This window comes from Streptomyces sp. NPDC048290, from assembly GCF_040652095.1.
In the GTDB taxonomy this organism is placed as follows: domain Bacteria; phylum Actinomycetota; class Actinomycetes; order Streptomycetales; family Streptomycetaceae; genus Streptomyces.
In genome coordinates this window covers 23,038-42,727 of sequence record NZ_JBEZLM010000018.1, presented here as the reverse complement: position 1 = coordinate 42,727, position 19,690 = coordinate 23,038, and the positions used below count along the sequence as shown (strand labels likewise).

Genomic DNA, 19,690 nt, shown 5'->3' with positions numbered 1-19,690 from the left:
CCGGGTGCGGACAGGGCGGCGGGTGGCGCATTCTTGCTGTGTCGCCTGCGCGGCGCGGGGACGAGGTGGGGCCGGATGACTGGGAGCGCCGAGGACCGACCGCACGGGACACGAGACCGGCTGCCCGCGCTGCTGACGGAGGTCACGGCGGAGGCGGCGGGCGCGGTGGCCGCGCGGGTCGTGGGGGTGTATCTGCGCTCCACGGACCCGGACATCCTGCGGCTGGCCGCCGTGACCGGTGTCCCCGGTCCGCTCTTCCGCCCGTGGTGGCAGGTGCACGCCGGGCGGCCGGTGCCGATCGCGGACACCTTCCGGCTCGGGGTGCAGGTGGTGCTGCCCAACGCCACCGAGACGATGCGCCGCTATCCGCAGTTCGCGGCGGCGCTGCCGTTCCCGTTCGGGGTGCTCAGCTTGCCGGTGCCGGGCACCGACGGGGTGTGCGGCGCGCTGACCGCGCTGCTGCCGCCGGTGACGGACGCGACGGGGCTGCTGACCGAGCGGGACCGGCTGTCCCGGCTGGCGGAGGAACTGGGAGGGCGGCTGGGTCCCCTGGCCCGCGCGGGGACGCCTCCCGTATGGGACGGCGAGCCGCTGAGCACCCGGCCGCCCACCAAGGCGCCCGCTTCCGCCCGGATCGGCCGGTTCACCTGGGACCCGCGGACCGACGCGGTCACCGCGGACGACGGCGTACGGGCCCTGCTGGGGCTGGTGTCGCAGCCGCCGCCGGAGACGGAGACGGCGCTCACCGCGGGGCTCGCCCCGCCGGACGCCCGGCGGCTGGCTGTGCTCCTGCGGGACGCGGCGCACGGCAAACCGCCCGCCGAGCCGCTGCCCGTACGGCTGGCGGGCGGCTCCTTACGCCTGGTGGACCTGTGGCCGCCGGACGGCTCACGGCTGGTGCACGGCCTGGTCGCGGACGGCGGCTCGGCCGCCGAGCAGGCCGCCGACCGGCTGCCCGAGGGCGTCTTCTGCATCGACCGGCTCGGGGTCGTCGGCTACGCCAATCCGCGCGCCGGAGCCCTGCTCGGGGTCCCGTCCGCCCGGCTCACCGGGCGCTGTCTGTGGGAGGCGGTGCCCTGGCTGGCCCGGCCCGCCTGCGAGGACCATCTGCGGTCCGCCCTGCTGTCGCCGGGCCCGGTGCACTTCCCCGTCGAACGGCCGCCGTCCGACGGCGGTAGCGGGACCGAAGCCGGGGCCGGGGCGTGGCTGGCCTTCTCCGTCCACCCCGACGGTGAGCTGCTGACCTGCACGGTCGTACCGACCAGCCGGGTGACCGGCAGCCCGGCCGGACCGTCGTCACAGGACGCACCGGAGGCACCGGGGGCGTCCGCGGACGCGGTCCGTCCGGCCGTCCCGGCGGAGCCGGTGTACCGGCCGATCGTGCTGGCCATCGCGCTGTCCGAGGCGGCCACCGCGCGGCAGGTGTCAGCGGTGGTGATGCAGGAGCTGCTGCCCGCGTTCGGCGGGCGCCGCCTCGCGATCTATCTGCTCCAGGACCGGCATCTGTACCTCGCCTGGGAGTCCGGCTTCCCGGACGGCTTCCTCGACCAGTTCGACGGGGTCGGCCTGGACGCGCGGCTGCCCGGGGTCGAGACCCTCACCACCGGCCGGCCGATGTTCTTCGACTCGATGGGGGAACTCGCCGCCGCCTACCCGGGCATCCCGGTCGAGACGATGGAGGGCGCCCGCGCCTTCCTCCCGCTGATCGCGTCGGGCCGCCGGGTCGGCTCCTGCATCCTCGGCTTCGACCGCGAGCGCCGCTTCAGCACCGAGGAGCGGACCGTCCTCACCTCCCTCGCCGGGCTGATCGCCCACGCCATGGAGAAGGCCCAGCGCTACGAGACGGAGGCCGCGCTCGCCCGGGGCCTCCAGCGGGCGCTGCTGCCCCGCAGGCTGTCCACGCACCCCGGGGTGGAGACCGCGGGCCGCTATCTGCCGGGCACCCAGGGCATGGACGTGGGCGGCGACTGGTACGACGTGGTGGAGGCCGGTGACGGTGTGGCGCTGGTGATCGGCGACGTCCAGGGGCACGGCGTACAGGCGGCGGCCACGATGGGGCAGCTACGCAGCGCGGTACGGGCGTTCGCGCTGGACGACCGGCCGCCCGACGAGGTGCTGCACGGCACCAACCGGCTGCTGATCGACCTGGACCCGGGACAGTTCGCGAGCTGCTGCTACGTACGGCTCGATCCGGCGACCGGCTCGGCCCGGATCGCCCGCGCGGGCCATCCGCCACCGCTGCTGCGCCGCCCCGACGGCCGCACCCACCGCGTGGACACCCCGGTCGGAGTGGTCCTCGGCGTGCTGGGCGACGCCCGCTACCCGGTCACGGAGGTGACGATGGAGCCCGGCGCGATCCTCGCGCTCTACACGGACGGGCTGGTCGAGCGGCCCGGCCTGGACATCGACGACGGCATCGGGGCGCTGCGGATCGCCCTCGCGCGGGGCGGCGCCCCGGTGAGCCGTCCGGGGACGCGCTGGCTTGCGGCGGTCGCCGACCGACTCACCGCGGCGACCCGGCACACCGCGGACCGCCCCGACGACATCGCCCTCCTCCTCGCGTCCCGCCGCACCCAGGACCGGCCCCGCCCGTGAAGGGGGCGCGCATGACACCGGTCCCGGCCGGGGACGGGGCGCGCACCACGCCGGGCGCGACCGGGGACGGGGCGCGCATGACGCCGGGCGCGACCGGGGACGGGGCGCACACCAAGCCGGGCCCGACCGGGGACGGGGCGCACATGACGCCGGGCCTGACCGGAGACAGGGCGCACACCAACCCGGGCCCGACCGGAGACAGGGCGCACATGACGCCAGCCCCGGCCGGAAAAGCGGCTCACATCACGCCGACTCCACCCGCGAAGGGGGCGCACATCACTCCGCCCCCGACGGCGAACGGGGCACACATGACGCCGGTCCCGACCCGGAACGCGGCATTCGTCACCCCGACCCGGACCCCGACCAGCGGCCACATCACCCCGCCCCCACCCCCGAACAAGGCCCACATAACGCCGGTCCCCACCACGACCGCCGCCCCGCTCCCCCACCCGCCCCCGTGTCACCGCGCCCGCCCGGGAACGCCCCCCGGACCGCCTCCGCCCCCGGACCGGCCCCCGGCCCCGCCCCCGGCCCCCCGCACTGGTGATTCCACCAGAACCCGTACCCGGGCCGTGACCTTGCGTGACACCTCTCGCCTCAGGGGGCGGAGGAGTGTAAACAGGGCACATGGTCCGGCTATTGGGGCGCACCGCGAAGACCCGGCCGCCCCGTCGCCTCGGCGGAGTGCATCCGCAGCGTTCCCACGGCGCTGCCCGGGAAGCCGGTGAGCCGCCCGTGACCCGCACCGCCGCCGCCTCCCCGCCCCCGCGCCGTCCCGCCCGGGGGGCCCGCGCGCTGCCCGGTCCGCTCGCGGCGCTGCGCTCGGCGCTCAGCGGCCGGAGCGTCGCCGGTCAGGTCTTCCTCTTCCAGGTCGCGATCGTGGTGGTACTGGTCGTGGCGGCCGTGGTGGCGCTGCTGCTCCAGGGCCGGATGGACAGCGCCCGTGAGGCCACCGACCGCTCCCTGACCGTCGCCCAGACCTTCGCCAACGCGCCCGGCACCCGCGCGGCGCTGCGCGCCCCGGACCCGTCCGCGGTGCTCCAGCCACAGGCGGAGGCGGCGCGCGAGGCGGCCAAGGTCGACTTCATCGTCGTCATGAACACCGACGGGGTGCGGTACACCCACCCCAAGCCGGACCGGATCGGGAAGAAGTTCGTCGGCACCTTCGCCCCGGCGCTGGCCGGGCGGCCGGTGACCGAGGAGATCGACGGGACGATCGGGCGGCTGGTGCAGGCGGTGGTGCCGGTCCAGGACCCCGACGGGCGGGTCGTCGGCCTGGTGTCGGCCGGGATCACCACCGACCACGTCGGGGGCACGGCCAACCAGCAGCTGCCGCTGGTGCTGTTCGCCGCCGCCGTCGCGGTGGCCCTGGCGACCGGCGGGACCGCGCTGGTCAGCAGGCGGCTGCTGCACCAGACGCACGGTCTGGGCCCGCGCGAGATGACCCGGATGTACGAGCACCACGACGCCGTACTGCACGCGGTGCGCGAGGGCGTCACCATCGTCGACGGGGAGGGCGAGCTGCTGCTCGCCAACGACGAGGCACAGCGCCTGCTCGACCTGCCCGCCGACGCGGAGGGCCGTCATGTGAGCGCCCTCGGCCTGGCGCCCGACACGGCCGATCTGCTGGCCTCCGGGCGGGTCGCGACGGACGAGGTACATCTCGTCGGCGACCGGCTGCTCGCCATCAACCAGCGCCCCACCGATCTGCGCGGCGGCCCCGCCGGAAGCGTCGCGACCCTGCGCGACTCCACCGAGCTGCGGGCCCTGTCCGGCCGCGCCGAGGTGGCCCGCGAACGGCTGGACATGCTGTACGACGCCGGGGTCGCGATCGGCACCAGCCTGGACGTCGGCCGGACCGCCGAGGAACTGGCCGAGCTGGCTGTGCCCCGGTTCGCGGACTTCGTCTCCGTCGACCTCTTCGACGCGGTGATCGGCGGCGACCCTCCCGGGTCGGGCACCGAGCTGCGGCGCGCCGCGTTCAGCGGGGTGCGCAAGGACGCGCCGCTGTACCCGGTGGGCCGGCGCATCCACTTCGTGCCGTCGTCGCCGCAGGCGCAGGCGCTGCGCAGCGGTCAGGCCGTGGTGGAGCCCCGGCTGCGGGACGCGCCCGGCTGGCAGGCCCAGGACCGCGAACTGACCGGGCAGGTGCTGGAGTACGGCATCCACTCGCTGATCACGGCACCGCTGCGGGCCGGTGCGCTGATCCTCGGGCTGGTCAACTTCTGGCGGTGCGCGGCGCCCGAGCCGTTCGACGCCGAGGACCGGGCGCTGGCGGAGGAGCTGGTCGCGCGGGCGGCGGTCTCCATCGACAACGCCCGCCGCTACACCCGTGAGCACACCATGGCGGTCACCCTCCAGCGCAGTCTGCTGCCGCGCACCCTGCCCGAGCAGAACGCGCTGGACATCGCGTACCGCTATCTGCCCGCGCAGTCCGGGGTCGGCGGCGACTGGTTCGACGTGCTGCCGCTGTCCGGGGCGCGGGTGGCGCTGGTCGTCGGGGACGTGGTCGGGCACGGGCTGCACGCGGCGGCCACGATGGGGCGGCTCCGCACGGCCGTCCACAACTTCTCCGCCCTGGACCTGGCGCCCGACGAACTCCTGCACCTCCTGGACGAATCCGTCAGCCGGATCGACCAGCACGAGACGGCCGACGGCTCGGCGGCGGTGACCGGCGCGACCTGTCTGTACGCGGTGTACGACCCGGTCTCCCGGGTGTGCACGATGGCCCGCGCGGGGCATCCCCCGCCCGCGCTGATCCGCCCCGACGGCACGGTGGAGTTCGTGGAGCTTCCGGCGGGGCCGCCGCTGGGGCTGGGCGGGCTGCCGTTCGAGACGGCGGACGTCGAACTGCCCGAGGGCACCCGGCTGGTGCTCTACACGGACGGTCTGGTCGAGGACCGCACCCGGGACATCGACGAGGGCCTGGAGATCCTGCGCACCACCCTGGAGCACGCGGGGCCGTCCCCCGAGGACACCTGCCGCACGGTCGTCGACGCCCGGCTGCCGGAGCGGCCCGGCGACGACATCGCCCTCATCGTGGCCCGCACCCGCGCGCTGGGCGCCGACCGGGTCGCCGAGTGGGAGGTGCCGCCGGACCCGGCGGCGGTCGGCGAGGTCCGCGCGGCCGTCCTGCGCCAGCTCAGCGACTGGGACCTGGACGAGTCCGCGTTCACCACCGAACTGATCCTCAGCGAACTCGTCACCAACGCCATCCGCTACGGCGGCGCCCCCATCCGGGTCCGGGTGCTGCGCGACCGCACGCTGATCTGCGAGGTCTTCGACAGCAGCAGCACGGCCCCGCATCTGCGCTACGCGGCGATGACCGACGAGGGCGGCCGGGGCCTGTTCCTGGTGGCCCAGCTCGCCGACCGCTGGGGCACGCGCTATCTGCCCACCGGGAAGGTGATCTGGGCGGAGCAGCCACTGCCGGGCGGACACGGACCCTGACCCCGCGGCCCCCGACCCGCAGACCCCGACCCGCAGCCCCTCACCCCGCAGACCCCGACCCGCAGACCCTTGACCCCGCAGACCCCGACCCCGCGGAAAATCACTCGAAGCCACGTTCGGGGCACTGTTAGCCTGATCCGCATGGCACGAGGTATCTGGTCCCAGAAGGTGCGATCCGCCCGCTGACGGCGGCGCCCCACTCGCTTCTGCGTTCGCGCTCGCCGTCCCGGTTCCCGCCGGGCGGCGCTTTCCGCTGCCCGACTCCCTGCGAGCTGCGGAGCACGAGCACCCTTGAACACCCCTCCTCTGAACCCCTCCCCCCTGCCCTCCGCCACGTCGGCATCCAATACAGCGCCCGACGCCGCCCCGCGCGGCAGCGCACACCTGCGCGCCGAGAACGTCACCGTCACCCGAGGCGCCCGCCGCGTCCTGGACACGGTGTCGGTGACCGTCTCCGCGCGGGCCCGGATCGCCGTCGTCGGTGAGAACGGCCGCGGCAAGACGACCCTGCTGCACATCCTGGCCGGGCTGATCGCACCGGACAGCGGAACCGTCCACCGGTCCGGCACGATCGGTCTGGCCCGCCAGGAACTGACCGTCCAGGACGGCGAGACGGTCGGCACACTGACGTCCGCCGCCCTGTCCGCCTCCCGGGCAGCGCTCGCCGCGCTGGACGAGGCGTCCGCCGCCCTGGCCGACGGCGACCCGGCGGCCGACGACCGGTACGCCGTCGCCCTGGAGGCGGCCACCGCACTGGACGCCTGGGACGCGGAACGCCGGGTCGACCTGGCGCTGGCGGCGCTGGACGCCTGCGCGGACCGCGCCCGCCCGCTGGCCACCCTGTCGGTCGGTCAGCGCTACCGGGTCCGGCTGGCCTGTCTGCTCGGCGCGCACCACGACATCCTGCTGCTGGACGAGCCGACCAACCATCTCGACTCCACCGGGCTGGACTTCCTCACCCACCGGCTGCGCGCCCACAGCGGTGCGCTGGCCCTGGTCAGCCATGACCGGGCGCTGCTGCGCGCGGTCGCGGACCGCTTCCTCGACCTCGACCCGACCCGCGACGGCAGGCCGCGGCTGTACGCGGGCGGCTACGACGCCTGGGGCCCGGCGCGGCGGCGCGAACGCGAGCGCTGGGAGCGGGACCACGAGGAACAGCGGGCCGAGCACCGCCGGTTGACCGACGCCGTGGCCCAGGCACAGGACCGGCTCGCCACCGGCTGGCGGCCGGAGAAGGGCACCGGCAAGCACCAGCGCCAGTCCCGCGCGCCCGGCGTCGTCCAGGCGCTGCGGCGGCAGCAGGAGGCGCTGGCGGCGCACCCCGTGGACGTGCCGCCCCCGCCGCCCGTGCCCCGCTGGCCGGAGCCGGGCGTCCGGCGCGGCGCCCCGCAACTCCGCGCCCACGGCGTCACGGTGGCGGGCCGCCTCCCCACGCCCGTGGACCTGACCCTGGACGCCGGTGACCGCCTCCTCGTCACCGGGCCGAACGGCGCCGGGAAGTCGACGCTCCTGTCCGTGCTGTCCGGCGCGCTGCCGCCGACCGAGGGATACGTCCGGTGCGCGCGGGGCGCCCGTGTCGCGCTGGTGGCCCAGGAGACCGCCGTACAGGACTTGGAGCGCAGCGCGTACGACGTGTACGCCCGGCATGTGGACCGGCTGGTCGCTGCCGGGGGGCCGGGGGCCGTGGAGAGCGGTGGGCCGGGAGCGCTCGGGCTGCTGGACTCCGAGGCGCTGCGCACTCCGGTGGGCCGTCTGTCGCAGGGACAGCGGCGGCGCCTCGACCTGGCGCTGGCGCTGGCCGGAAGGCCCGGACTGCTACTCCTCGACGAACCGACGAACCATCTGTCGGCGCCCCTGGTCGACGCGTTGACGCAGGCGCTGCGCGACACGAGCGCGGCGGTCGTGGTCGCGACCCACGACCGGCAACTGTCGGCGGACCTCGCACACTGGCCACGGCTGGAGGTGGGCAAAGCGCTGGAGGTGGGCAAAGCGCCTGCCAATTCTCGCCCATGAGGGTGGGCACGACAGGGGCAGCCTGATAGGAAACTTTCCTATCAGATATCTGGCAGCGCACCGGAGAGCATCCGTAGGCGATCCCTGGCTATCCCTGGCGATCCCTGGCGATCCTTGGCGATCCCTCTCGATGAAGGCTCGCGCGGGCCCGGCCCGCGCGAGCCACGGACCAGGCAGCCAACCCCCCTCCCCCCACCGTTCGGAGCCAGCCCCCGTGACCCACCCCATGAGCCCCCGCCGCCGCTCCGCCCCCACCACCCGCCGCACCCTCCTCGCCCTCACCGGAGCGGCGCTGGTGACAGCCCCGCTGTTCACCTTCCGCGAGCCCGCGCCACCGGCATCGGCGCCCCCCGACCCCGACCCGGCCCCCGCGCGGGCGCGAACGCGCGGTCTGGACGACCCGGTGAAGAAGGAGATCGCCATGCGGCTGGTCTCCAGCGCCGAGAACTCCTCCCTCGACTGGACGGCGCAGTACCCGTACATCGAGGACATCGGCGACGGCCGGGGCTACACGGCCGGCATCATCGGCTTCTGCTCCGGCACCGGCGACATGCTGGACCTGGTGGAGCTGTACGCCCGCCGCAAACCCGGCAACGTTCTTGCCGGTTACCTCCCGGCGCTGCGCCGGGTCGACGGCACCGACTCACACGCCGGGCTGGACCCGGACTACCCCCGCGACTGGCGCCGGGCCGCCCAGGACCGGGTGTTCCAGCGGGCGCAGAACGACGAACGCGACCGCGTCTACTTCGACCCCGCCGTCCGCCAGGGCACGACGGACCGGCTCGGGGCCCTCGGCCAGTTCGCGTACTACGACACGCTGGTGATGCACGGCGACGGCGGTGACGCGACCAGCTTCGGCAGCATCCGCCGCCGCGCTCTGCGCTCGGCCGTGCCGCCCGCCCGGGGCGGCGACGAGGTGCGCTGGCTCGACGCCTTCCTCGACGCCCGCGTCTGGGCGATGCGCCAGGAGGAGGCGCACAGCGACACCAGCCGCGTCGACACCGCCCAGCGGATCTTCCTGCGCGCCCGCAACCTCGCCCTCGACACCCCCCTCGACTGGAAGGTGTACGGCGACAGCTACCACCTCGACTGACGACCCCACCGGCCCCACTCGGCCTACTCGCCCCACCAACCCCACCGGCACGACCAATATGAACGCAAGGATCTTCCCTGTGGCCCACGGCCGACCCCGTTCCTAGCATCCCTGCCCGAGGCGCGACGAGGCGCCCGCGAGCCGCAAGGGAAAAGGCGCCATGACCACTCGTGCACGCATCCTCCGCCGGACCGGCCCGGCCCTCGCCGCGGCGCTGGCCGCCACCCTGCTGTCGACGCCCACGGCGCACCCCACGCCCACCCAGGCACCCACCCCCGCCCCCACCCCCATCCCCTGCCCCGCCGACCTGGCGGCCGAGGCCACCTGCCTCACCGGCCAGGACGCCGCCGGAGCCCACTACACCCTCGCGCTCCCCACGGACTGGAACGGCTCCCTGGTCGTCCACGCCCACGGCGGCCCCGACCTGGGCGCCGCCTCCGACCCCGCCCGCAGCCAGGACGACCTGGCCCGCTGGTCGGTGATGGTGAAGGAGGGCTACGCGTGGGCGGGCTCCTCGTACCGCCGGGGCGGCTATGGGACCCGGATGGCCGCCGCCGACACCGAGAGCGCCCGGCGGGCGTTCGTCAGCCGCTTCGGCCGCCCCGACCGCACCTATGTGCACGGCCAGTCCTGGGGCGGGAACGTCGCCGCCAAGGTCGCGGAGATCCACGGCACCCGCAACGGCCCCTACGACGGCGCGCTCTTGACCAACGGCGTCCTGGGCGGCGCTTCGCGCGGCTACGACCACCGGGTCGACCTCCGCGTCGTCCACCAGTACTACTGCGGCAACCACCCGCGCCCCACCGAGCCGCAGTACCCGCTCTGGCAGGGCCTGCGCGCCGACTCCACGATGACCGCCGCCGGACTGCGCGCCCGCCTCCAGGAGTGCACCGGCCTCGCCTCCCCGCCCCCGGAGCGGACCGCCCTCCAGCAGCGCAACCTGGACGACATCCTCGCCGTCACCGGCATCCCCGAGCGCACCCTGGAGTCCCATCTGCGGTTCGCCACCTTCACGTTCCGCGACCTCGTGAGCGAACGCCTCGGCGGGCGCAATCCGTTCACCTCCACCGGGGTGCGCTACTCCGGTTCGCACGACGACGAGGCGCTCAACGCGCGCGTCCAGCGCTTCACCGCCGATCCCACCGCCCGCCGCGACCTGTCCTACGACAGCGATCCGACCGGCAAGGTGTCGATCCCGGTGCTGACCCTGCACGCCATCGGTGACCCGACCGCGTTCGTGGAGCACGAGTCGGCGTACCACGCCACGCTCAAGGGCGCGCACCGGGACCGGTACCTGGTGCAGACGTTCACCACGGAGACCGAGCACAGCGAGCTGAGCGACGCCGAGTACGCGGCCTCGATCGCCGCGCTGGACCGCTGGGCGCGCACCGGTCACCGGCCGACGGCCCGCTCGGTCGCCGCGTCCTGCCCCGCCTTCGCCACGGTCCACGGCACGGGCTGCCACTTCGACCCGGGGTACCGTCCGGCCCCGTACGCCTCGCGCGTCCTGCCGCGCCCCGGCGGACTGACCTGGCCCGCGCTGACCTCCACCCAGGAACGCGCCTGGAGCCGCGTCGACGGCGTGGGCATCGCCCCTTGACCCGGCGGCCCCCTGACCCCACGGAACCCTGACCCCACGGACCCACGGACCCACGGACCCCGGGGACGCACGGACCCACTGACCCACGGACCCCACGGACCCCACGGACCCCACGAACGAGACTCTCCTGTCCCGGTGGGACACAAGTCTCACCGGGTCACATGTCCCCTCGGGACATTTCCCAGGTACCCTCGAACACATGAAGGCAACGGAGCCCGCAGCCATCGCCGCCCCCTCCCCCGAGGCGGACCGCCGGCGCCGCAAGGCACGGCGGACACGCGACGCGCTGGCGACGGCCGCGCTGGAGCTGATCCTGGAGCGCGGACTCGCGGCGACCACCGTGGAGGCGATAGCCGACCGCGCCGACGTCACCCGCCGCACCTTCAGCCGCCACTTCACCGGCAAGGAGGACGCGGCGCTGGACTTCGTCCGTGAGGACGGCCGCCGGATCAACGACCGGCTGCGCGCCCGCCCCGCCACCGAGCCCCCGCTGCTCGCCTACCGCCGCGCGGTCGCCACCTGGCTGGCCGACACCACGGACCCGGCGTGGCACGTCCGCCCGGTGACCCGCCGTCTGCTCGCCCTGCTCGACGCCGAGCCCGCGCTGTTCGCCGCGTACGAACGCATCCGGGTGGACGCCCAGGAGGAGTCGAGCCGCATCCTCGCCGCACGCCTCGGCGGCGCCGACGACATCCGTCCCGCCGTCCTCGCCGACGCCGCCGCCGGAGTCCTGACGGCCGCGCTCCGCCTGTGGGTCCGCGGCCCCTACGACCACGACACCGGCGCGGCGGACCTGGCCGCGCTGGTGGAGCGGGCCTATGACGCCCTGACCGCCGAGGCCGCCGAAGCGGCCCGCACCGCACACCGAGAGGCACCATGAACGCCCTTCCCGTGACCGACTACGCCACCGAGTTCTCCGGCCGGACCGCCCTGGTCACCGGCGCCGCCTCCGGCATCGGACTGGCCACCGCCCAGCGGCTCGGCGCGGGCGGCGCCCGGATCGTGATCGCCGACCACAACGCCGAGGGAGCCGCCAGGGCAGCCGCCGACCTCAAGGAACAGGGCGTCGAAGCGGCGGCGACCGCGCTGGACGTGACCCGCCCCGAGTCGGTCGAGGCGGCCGTCCGCTTCACCACCGACACGTTCGGCGCCCTGGACCTGGCCGTGAACAACGCGGGCATCGGCGGCCCCAGCGCCCCGACCGGCGCCTACGACATCGAGGAGTACGACCGGGTCGTCCGCACCAACCTGGACGGCGTCTTCTACTCCCTGCGCTACGAGCTGCCGGTGATCGAGGCGGGCGGCAAGGGCGGCGCGATCGTCAACGTGGCGTCCATCCTCGGCTCGGTCGCCTTCCCCCACTCGCCCGCCTACACCGCCGCCAAGCACGGCGTGCTGGGCCTGACCAAGGCGGCGGGCGCCGAGTACGCGGCGAAGGGCATCCGGGTCAACGCGGTGGGCCCCGGCTTCATCGACACCCCCCTGCTCAAGAACATGGACCGGACGGCGTACGACGGTCTGGTCGGGCTGCATCCGGTGGGCCGGCTGGGGCGGGCCGGGGAGGTCGCCGAGCTGATCGCGTTCCTGCTGTCGGACCGGGCCTCGTTCGTCCACGGCAGCTACCACCTGGTCGACGGCGGCTACACGGCCGTCTGAGCGGGCCCCGGGCCCTGGAAGGAGACACCCATGAAGGCACTCCAGTACCGCGCGATAGGCGCCGCCCCCGAGGTGGTCACGGTCCCCGACCCCGAGCCCGGCCCCGGCCAGGTGCTGCTGAAGGTCACGGCGGCCGGGGTGTGCCACTCGGACATCGCGGTGATGAGCTGGCCCGCCGACCAGTTCCCGTACGACCTGCCGCTCACCCTCGGCCATGAGGGGGTGGGCACGGTCGCGGCGATGGGCGCCGGGGTGACCGGTGTCCAGGAGGGCGACGCGGTCGCGGTGTACGGGCCGTGGGGCTGCGGGACCTGCGCCAAGTGCGCGGAGGGCAAGGAGAACTACTGTCTGCGCGCCGCCGACCTCGGTATCCATCCGCCGGGCCTGGGGACGCCGGGTGCGATGGCCGAGTACCTGCTGGTGGACGACGCCCGGCATCTGGTGCCGCTGGACGGGCTCGACCCGGTGGCGGCGGTACCGCTGACCGACGCGGGGCTGACGCCGTACCACGCGATCAAGCGCTCGCTGCCCAAGCTGACACCTGGTGCGACGGCCGTGGTGATCGGTACCGGCGGGCTCGGGCATGTGGCGATCCAGTTGCTGCGGGCGCTGACCCCGGCCCGGGTGATCGCGCTGGATGTGAGCGAGGACAAGCTGCGGCTGGCCCGGCAGGTGGGGGCGCACGAGACAGTGCTGTCGGACGCCGCCGCGGCGGACGCGGTGCGCGAGCTGACCGGCGGCACGGGCGCGCAGGCCGTGTTCGACTTCGTCGGCGCGGAGCCGACGGTGGCCACGGCGGGCGCGGTGGCGGCCGTGGAGGCGGATGTCACGCTGGTCGGCATCGGCGGCGGGGCGCTGCCGGTGGGCTTCGGACGGCAGGCGTTCGAGGTGTCGGTGTCGGCGCCGTACTGGGGCAGCCGCGGCGAGCTGATCGAGGTGCTGGCACTCGCCCGGTCGGGCGCGGTGTCGGTGCACACGGAGACGTTCTCGCTGGACGAGGCCCCGGAGGCGTACGAGCGGCTGCACCACGGGCGGATCAACGGCCGCGCGGTGATCGTGCCGAACGGCTGACGGACGATCGAGCCGATGGCGGACACCGTGGTCGGTTCGGTCGCCACGGACGGGCTGCCCGCCGACCCCGGCGAGCGGGTCCGGGTGGTCGTGGGCCGCTACCGGGCGGCGCTGCTCGCCCACCGCGACGGCGGGCGGCTGGTCGCCGGGACGTTCGCCGGGACGGGCCGCACCCTGCGGGTGGCGGAGGTGGTGGTGGCCGCGCTGCTGGAGGCGGGCCACCCGGAGGAGGACGCGGCCCGGCTGTGCTGGGCGCTGGTCCACTTCACGCGCGGTCTCACCCAGGAGGAGCAGAGCGCTCCGGCGGACGACGTCCGGCTCCCGGTCGCCGATCTCGCCGCCGAGGGCTGTCCGGCGCTGGCGAGGATCGGGGTCCGGCTGCCGGCCCAGGACTCCTACGACGCCCGGTTCGCCTTCGGGCTGGCCCGGCTGCTCGACGGGGACCGACCCTGACCTGTGGTCACGCTGTGTCGTCCCTGAGTCCCGGCCGACCGGTCACGATCCCCCACTGAGGTGTTTCCGGCCAACGCGCCCGTGAATGAGCCTCTGTCACCTCCACACATCAAGTCACTCAACTTCACCGTCATTTCCGACAGTTGCCGCAGAGCCGGGCGGCCTGGACGGCATTCCGGCAGGAAGTCGCGTCCCGGTGCGCGATTTCGACCGATGACACTGTGTACTGTGCTGCGAGTATCACGTCACAGGGGTTGTGGATCTTCTCAACCCCCGGCACGCTCCTGCCCGTTGTTCGCGCCGACCTCCCTGGAACGCCCCAGATGATCGAACTACCGGAGCTTGCCGTCGGCTCCCTCGCCGCCGGCACCCTGTCCGCCTTCGCCCTCGGCGGCGGCCTGCTGCGGTCCCGGAAGAGACAGGCCCGGCAACGGGCGGAGATCGCCGCCTTACGCGGGCGGCTCGACGACACCATGGCCTCGTTCATCGCCGAACTGGAACAACTGGCCGACCACCGCATGCCGTCCGCCGCGCGGCAGCTGAACCATCCGCACATCGCCGTACCGGGTCCGGCCCGCCCGCAGACGGCCGGCACCCCCCTCGGCATCGCCCTGGAGGACGTCCTCAACGGGCTGCGCATCGAGTTGCAGGCGCAGCGCACCCGGATCGACGCCGCCGCCCAGGCCGGGATGCGCGGCGCCACCCGGGAGATCCAGGCGGCGCTGTACCGGCTCCAGGACGCCCTGCGCGGTCTCCAGCAGCGCTACGACGACCCCGAGCTGACCCAGACCCTGTTCGCCCTCGACCACGAGAACGAGCAGTCGCTGCGCCGGGCGCAGGTGGCCGCGGTGGTGTGCGGGGCGTGGGTGGGGCTGGCCCGTGAGGAGTCCCATGTGGTGGACGCCGTCACGGGTGGTCAGTCCCGGATCGCGGGCTATCACCGGGTGCGGGTGAACAACCATCTGGAGGCGGGCACGGCCCTGGTGTCGCACGCCGTGGAGCCGGTCGCCATCATCGTCGCGGAGCTGCTGGACAACGCGTTGCGGCACTCCGCGCCGGACACCGAGATCACCGTCAACCTGGAGCACGTCCACCACGGTGCCTGTATCACGGTGGACGACGCCGGGCTCGGGATGACCCAGGACGAACGGGTCCGCGCCCAGCGGCTGGTGGCCGGTTCCGAACCCATTCTGCTGACCGACCTCGGTGATCCGCCGCGGATGGGACTCGCCGCGATCGGCCAGCTCACCCGCCAGTTCGACCTGGGCGTCGATCTCTCCTCGCCCTCGCCCTACGGCGGGGTCCGGGCCGTGCTGCGGGTCGACAGCCATCTGCTGACCCGGATCGACCCGGAGCAGAAGCCCCCGGCGGCCAGCGCGCCGCGCTCCACCCGCAGCGGCTCCGACCGGCAGACGCTGGACTTCCGGGACGCCGACCCGCTCGCCGGGGACGGGCTGCCGCACGGCTACGGCGGCGACCTGGATCTGTCCGCCGCCGAGCACGACGGCGAGGAACCGGACGCGCTGCCCCGGCGCAGGCGCCGCTCCCGGCCCGCCGTACCGCCGCAGGGCTCACCGCGCCGGGAGCCGGCCGCTCCGATACGGCCCGCGCCCCGTCCGGAGGACGCCGCCGCCGCGCTCGGCGCGCTGCAGTCCGGCACCGCGGCGGCGCGCGCCTCGGCCCACGGCGAGCCGGCCGACGACCTCGACGGCTCAGCCGGGCAGGACCCCGAACACTCCGACCATGAAGGGGGAGCACCCCGATGACCAGCCGCGACGCCGGCGACACCGCTTGGGTGCTGGAACCGATCCTGGAAGTGCCGCACGTGGTGGCGGCCGTACTGCTCACCCGGGACGGGCTTGTGACCGGATACACCGACGCGTTGTCCCGGCCGTCCGCCGACCGGGTGGCCGCCATCATCAGCACCGTGCAGGGCGCGGCCCGCACGGCGGCGGCGGCGTTCGCCGACCGTGACCGGGCGGAGGTACGGCAGATCGTGATCGAGTCGGAGCACGGCTATGTACTGATCGTGCCGACCGACCACGGCACGGTCGTCGCCGGGTACGGGGATGCCGAGGTACGGCTCGACCTGCTCGCCCACCGGGTCCACTCGCAGGTGGCCCGGCTGGGTGAGAAGGCGATGGCCGCGGCGCCCCGAGGGACCGACGGCGGCACTCCGGCATGACGGGCCGCCCCGGCGGCCGTCCCCTGGTTCCCGCGTATCTGTCGACGGGAGGTGTGGCGCGGCCGAGCCGCCCGCACCTGGAGCGGCTGTCCGTGCTCACGGGCAGCGGAGCGGATCTTCCCGAGGATCTGCCCGCCGCCCAGCTCGCCCTGCTGGACGTCCTGGACGAGGGCTCGCTCACCGTGGTGGAGGCGGCGGCCCTGCTGCGGCTGCCGGTCTCCGCCGTACGGGTGCTGGCCGCCTGTCTGGTCGACCGGGGCCTGGTCCTGGCCCGTGCGCCGATCCCGCCCGCCGAACGGTTCGCCCCCGATCTGCTGAAGAGAGTGGCCGATGGCCTCCGCGCCCTCAAGCACTAGCGACACCGCCCACGACGGCGGCATCCACCTCCCGGACACCGCACGCGACCTGGTCAAGATCCTGGTCACCGGCCCGTTCGGGGTGGGCAAGACGACTCTGATCGACTCCGTCTCGGAGATCCGCCCGCTGCACACCGAGGAGCAGCTCACCGAGGCGTCCGCGCAGATCGACGATCTCGACGGCGTGCGGGAGAAGTCGACGACCACCGTCGCCATCGACTTCGGGCGGATCTCGCTGGCGGGCGGGGTCGTGCTCTATCTGTTCGGCACCCCGGGCCAGGAGCGGTTCCGTTCGCTGTGGGACGACATCGCCTATGGGGCGCTGGGCGCGCTGGTCCTGGTGGACAGCCGCCGTATCGACGCCTCGTTCGATGTGCTCGGACTGGTGGAGGAGAGCGGACTGCCGTACGCGGTGGCCTTCAACTCCTTCCCGGACGCGCCCCGGCACTACTCGGGCGATCAGTTGCGTGAGGCGCTGGATCTGGAGATCGACACCCCGATGATGATGTGCGACGCCCGGGACCAGGGGTCGTCGATCGACGCGCTGCTCTCGCTGGTCCAGCACCTCATCGACAGCAATCCCGCGGAGCACCGGTGACCACCAGTTATCCCCCCGCCCAGGACGCGTTCTCGCGGTCGGCCCCGGTCCGGCTGTGGGAGGACGGCTTCGCGCTCGACCCGTACCGCTACTACAACGCGCTGGCCAAGCAGGGGCCGGTGGGCTGGGCGGAGCTGGCGCCGGGGGTGCCGGCGTATGTGGTGACAGGGCGGCGGGCGGCGCTCGACCTGCTGCACGACACGGAGACGTTCTCGCACGATCCCCGGCCCTGGGAGTCGACGGTCGCCGACGACTCGCCGGTGCTGGGCATGATGCGATGGCGGCCCAACACCCTGTTCGCGGACGGCGCCGAGCACGTCCGCTACCGGACCGCGCTGATCGATTCGTTCGACCTGGTCGAGCCGCACGATCTGCGCGGGCGGGTGCACCGGGCGGTGCATGTGCTGGTGAGCCGGTTCGGGCCGCGCGGCGAGGCCGATCTGGTGGCGGACTTCGCCCGTCCGCTGATGGCGCTGGTGTTCAACAGCCTGTTCGGGCTGCCGGAGAGCCAGAGCGACCGGCTGAACGCGGCGCTGGGCAAGATGATGGAGGGCGGTGCGCAGGCGGCACAGGGCGAGCAGGAGTTCGGCGGGTATGTGCTGGAGCTGATCGCCGGGAAGGTGCGACGGCACGGGGACGACATGCCGAGCGCGCTGCTGGAGCATCCGGCGGGGCTGTCCCCGGAGGAGGTGACCCAGCAGGTGTTCCTGACCCTGGGCGCCGGGCACGAGCCGACCACCAACCTGGTCTCCAACGCGCTGTCGCGCATCCTCGGCAATCCGCAGTACTACTCCACGCTCACCAACGGGGCGCGGCCGGTGATGGACGCGGTGGTGGAGGTGCTGCACCACGAGACGCCGCTCGCCAACTACGGCATCCACTACGCCCGCAAGGCGCTCACCTTCCACGGCACCTGGGTGCGGGCCGCCGTGCCGGTCGTCGTCTCCTACGGGGCGATGGCGCACTTCGCCGAGCAGGCGGACACGGGCGGGGGCCGGCCCCGGGACGCGTCGCACATGTCCTGGTCGGCCGGGCCGCACACCTGCCCGGTCAAACAGCACGCCCTGCTGATCACCACCGAGGCCATCGAGCGGCTCACCCAGTGGCTGCCCGATCTGGAGCCGGTCCTGCCCCGCGAGCGGCTGACCTGGCGTCCCGGCCCGTTCCACCGCTCGCTCACCGCACTGCCCGTCCGGTTCAGTCCCCGTTCGCCCGACCAGCCTGGAGAGTCGCCGTGACCGTGACCGACCGTATAGACCTCGACCCGTTCGGGGCCGACATACCCGCCGAGAGCGCCCGGCTGCGTGAGCGCGGCCCGGTGGTGCCGGTGAATCTGCCCGGCTCCATCCCCGCCTGGGCGCCCACCGGCTACGACGTCCTCAAGGAGCTGATCCTCGACCCGCGGGTGAGCCGGGACCCGCGACTGCACTGGAAGCTGTGGCCCGAGGTCGGTGAGCACCCGTCGTGGGGGTGGGTGCTCGGCTGGGTCGGCGTGGTCAACATGCTCTCCACGTACGGCGCCGACCACGCGCGGCTGCGCAAGCTGGTCGCCCCGAGTTTCACCCTGCGCCGTACGGAGGCGCTGCGGCCCCGGGTGGAGGCGATCACCGCGGAGTTGCTGGAGGCCCTGGAGGCGGGCGCCGCGCAGGACGGCACGGTGGATGTCCGGGCGGGGCTGGCGCATCCGCTGCCGATGATGCTGATCTGCGAACTCTTCGGTGTCCCGGACGAGCTGCGGGACGCGACCGGCACACTGATCGCGGCCATCATGGACACCTCCGACCCGAGCCCGGAGCACGGGGCGTCCGTGCAGCGGCAGATCGGTGTGGTGCTGCCCGCGCTGATCGGGTACCGCACCGAGCATCCCGGTGACGATCTGACCAGCGAGCTGATCCGGGTCCGCGACGAGGACGGCGACCGGCTCAGCGACGAGGAGCTGCTGTACACGCTGCTGCTGGTGATAGGCGCCGGGTTCGAGACGACGGTGAATCTGATCGGCAACGCGGTGGTGGCGCTGCTGCGCGATCCGGCGCAGCTCGCGGCGGTGCGGTCGGGCGAGATCGGCTGGGACGCGGTGATCGACGAGACGCTGCGGGTGCATCCGTCGATCGCCTCGCTGCCGCTGCGGTTCGCGGTGGAGGACCTGGTGGTGGGGGACGTGACCATTCCGGCGGGGGACGCGATCATCACCACCTACGCCGCTGCGGGGCTCGATCCGGCGCACTACGGGGCGGACGCGGGGGTGTTCGACGCGACGCGCGGGCCGGAGGACCATCTGTCGTTCGGGATCGGCGTGCACCGCTGCATCGGGGCGCCGCTGGCCCGGCTGGAGGCGCTGACCGCGCTGCCCGCGCTGTTCGAACGGTTCCCTGACATGCGGCTGGCGGTGGCGCCCGAGGAGCTGCGTCAGGTGCCGTCGTTCATAGCGTTCGGCTGGCAGGAAGTGCCGGTGCGGCTGCGCGGCTGAGCCTGTCCGGGGCGCCCCGGAACGCGTCGTACCGTATACGGGCCGTGGACGCCCGACCGGTCCCCCGTGCCGGTCGTGGCGTCCACGGCCTGTTGAACTTACGTCGGCGACCGGCCGATTGTGAACCGTGTCGATGCCCGATCGGGCGGCCGG

At 74.1% G+C, this 19,690-nt stretch carries 15 protein-coding genes; all 15 read left to right on the top strand.

Annotated elements, in window-relative coordinates:
- Positions 1–75: 75 nt before the first annotated feature.
- Positions 76–2,595 carry a SpoIIE family protein phosphatase gene (locus AB0D49_RS27735; protein ID WP_362762209.1) on the top strand — a complete coding sequence of 840 codons (2,520 nt, stop codon included), beginning with the start codon at positions 76–78 and terminating at the stop codon, positions 2,593–2,595.
- 627 nt (positions 2,596–3,222) lie between these two features.
- Positions 3,223–6,045 (top strand): SpoIIE family protein phosphatase, encoded by a 2,823-nt coding sequence (locus AB0D49_RS27730; RefSeq protein ID WP_362762207.1) that lies wholly within the window; start codon positions 3,223–3,225, stop codon positions 6,043–6,045.
- A 291-nt stretch (positions 6,046–6,336) separates the two neighbouring features.
- A complete protein-coding gene (locus AB0D49_RS27725) occupies positions 6,337–8,058 on the top strand; it encodes an ABC-F family ATP-binding cassette domain-containing protein (protein ID WP_362762206.1) in 1,722 nt (573 codons plus the stop codon).
- Positions 8,059–8,284: 226 nt separating this feature from the next.
- Positions 8,285–9,151: a chitosanase gene (locus AB0D49_RS27720; RefSeq protein ID WP_362762413.1), complete on the top strand. Its 867-nt coding sequence runs from the start codon at positions 8,285–8,287 to the stop codon at positions 9,149–9,151.
- 160 nt (positions 9,152–9,311) lie between these two features.
- Complete coding sequence (locus tag AB0D49_RS27715) at positions 9,312–10,751, top strand: hypothetical protein (RefSeq protein WP_362762205.1); 1,440 nt, start codon at positions 9,312–9,314, stop codon at positions 10,749–10,751.
- A 199-nt stretch (positions 10,752–10,950) separates the two neighbouring features.
- A complete protein-coding gene (locus AB0D49_RS27710) occupies positions 10,951–11,631 on the top strand; it encodes a TetR family transcriptional regulator (protein WP_362762203.1) in 681 nt (226 codons plus the stop codon).
- Positions 11,628–12,407 carry an SDR family oxidoreductase gene (locus AB0D49_RS27705; RefSeq protein ID WP_362762201.1) on the top strand — a complete coding sequence of 260 codons (780 nt, stop codon included), beginning with the start codon at positions 11,628–11,630 and terminating at the stop codon, positions 12,405–12,407. Before AB0D49_RS27710 ends, AB0D49_RS27705 begins: the two co-directional genes overlap by 4 nt.
- A 30-nt stretch (positions 12,408–12,437) precedes the next feature.
- Positions 12,438–13,478, top strand: a complete 1,041-nt coding sequence (locus tag AB0D49_RS27700; protein ID WP_362762200.1) for an NAD(P)-dependent alcohol dehydrogenase — start codon at positions 12,438–12,440, stop codon at positions 13,476–13,478.
- Between the two features lie 15 nt (positions 13,479–13,493).
- Positions 13,494–13,931: a TetR/AcrR family transcriptional regulator C-terminal domain-containing protein gene (locus tag AB0D49_RS27695; RefSeq protein WP_362762198.1), complete on the top strand. Its 438-nt coding sequence runs from the start codon at positions 13,494–13,496 to the stop codon at positions 13,929–13,931.
- A gap of 323 nt (positions 13,932–14,254) precedes the next feature.
- Positions 14,255–15,697 (top strand): ATP-binding protein, encoded by a 1,443-nt coding sequence (locus AB0D49_RS27690; RefSeq protein ID WP_362762196.1) that lies wholly within the window; start codon positions 14,255–14,257, stop codon positions 15,695–15,697.
- On the top strand, positions 15,694–16,116 hold the full coding sequence (locus AB0D49_RS27685) for a roadblock/LC7 domain-containing protein (RefSeq protein WP_362762194.1): 423 nt from the start codon (positions 15,694–15,696) through the stop codon (positions 16,114–16,116). Before AB0D49_RS27690 ends, AB0D49_RS27685 begins: the two co-directional genes overlap by 4 nt.
- Positions 16,113–16,472, top strand: coding sequence for a DUF742 domain-containing protein (locus AB0D49_RS27680; RefSeq protein WP_355733893.1), 360 nt, complete (start codon positions 16,113–16,115; stop codon positions 16,470–16,472). The genes AB0D49_RS27685 and AB0D49_RS27680 overlap by 4 nt, the downstream gene beginning before the upstream one ends.
- On the top strand, positions 16,447–17,070 hold the full coding sequence (locus AB0D49_RS27675) for an ATP/GTP-binding protein (protein WP_362762192.1): 624 nt from the start codon (positions 16,447–16,449) through the stop codon (positions 17,068–17,070). Before AB0D49_RS27680 ends, AB0D49_RS27675 begins: the two co-directional genes overlap by 26 nt.
- Positions 17,067–18,308 carry a cytochrome P450 gene (locus tag AB0D49_RS27670; RefSeq protein ID WP_362762190.1) on the top strand — a complete coding sequence of 414 codons (1,242 nt, stop codon included), beginning with the start codon at positions 17,067–17,069 and terminating at the stop codon, positions 18,306–18,308. The genes AB0D49_RS27675 and AB0D49_RS27670 overlap by 4 nt, the downstream gene beginning before the upstream one ends.
- A complete protein-coding gene (locus AB0D49_RS27665) occupies positions 18,305–19,537 on the top strand; it encodes a cytochrome P450 (protein WP_362762188.1) in 1,233 nt (410 codons plus the stop codon). The genes AB0D49_RS27670 and AB0D49_RS27665 overlap by 4 nt, the downstream gene beginning before the upstream one ends.
- Positions 19,538–19,690: the final 153 nt, after the last annotated feature.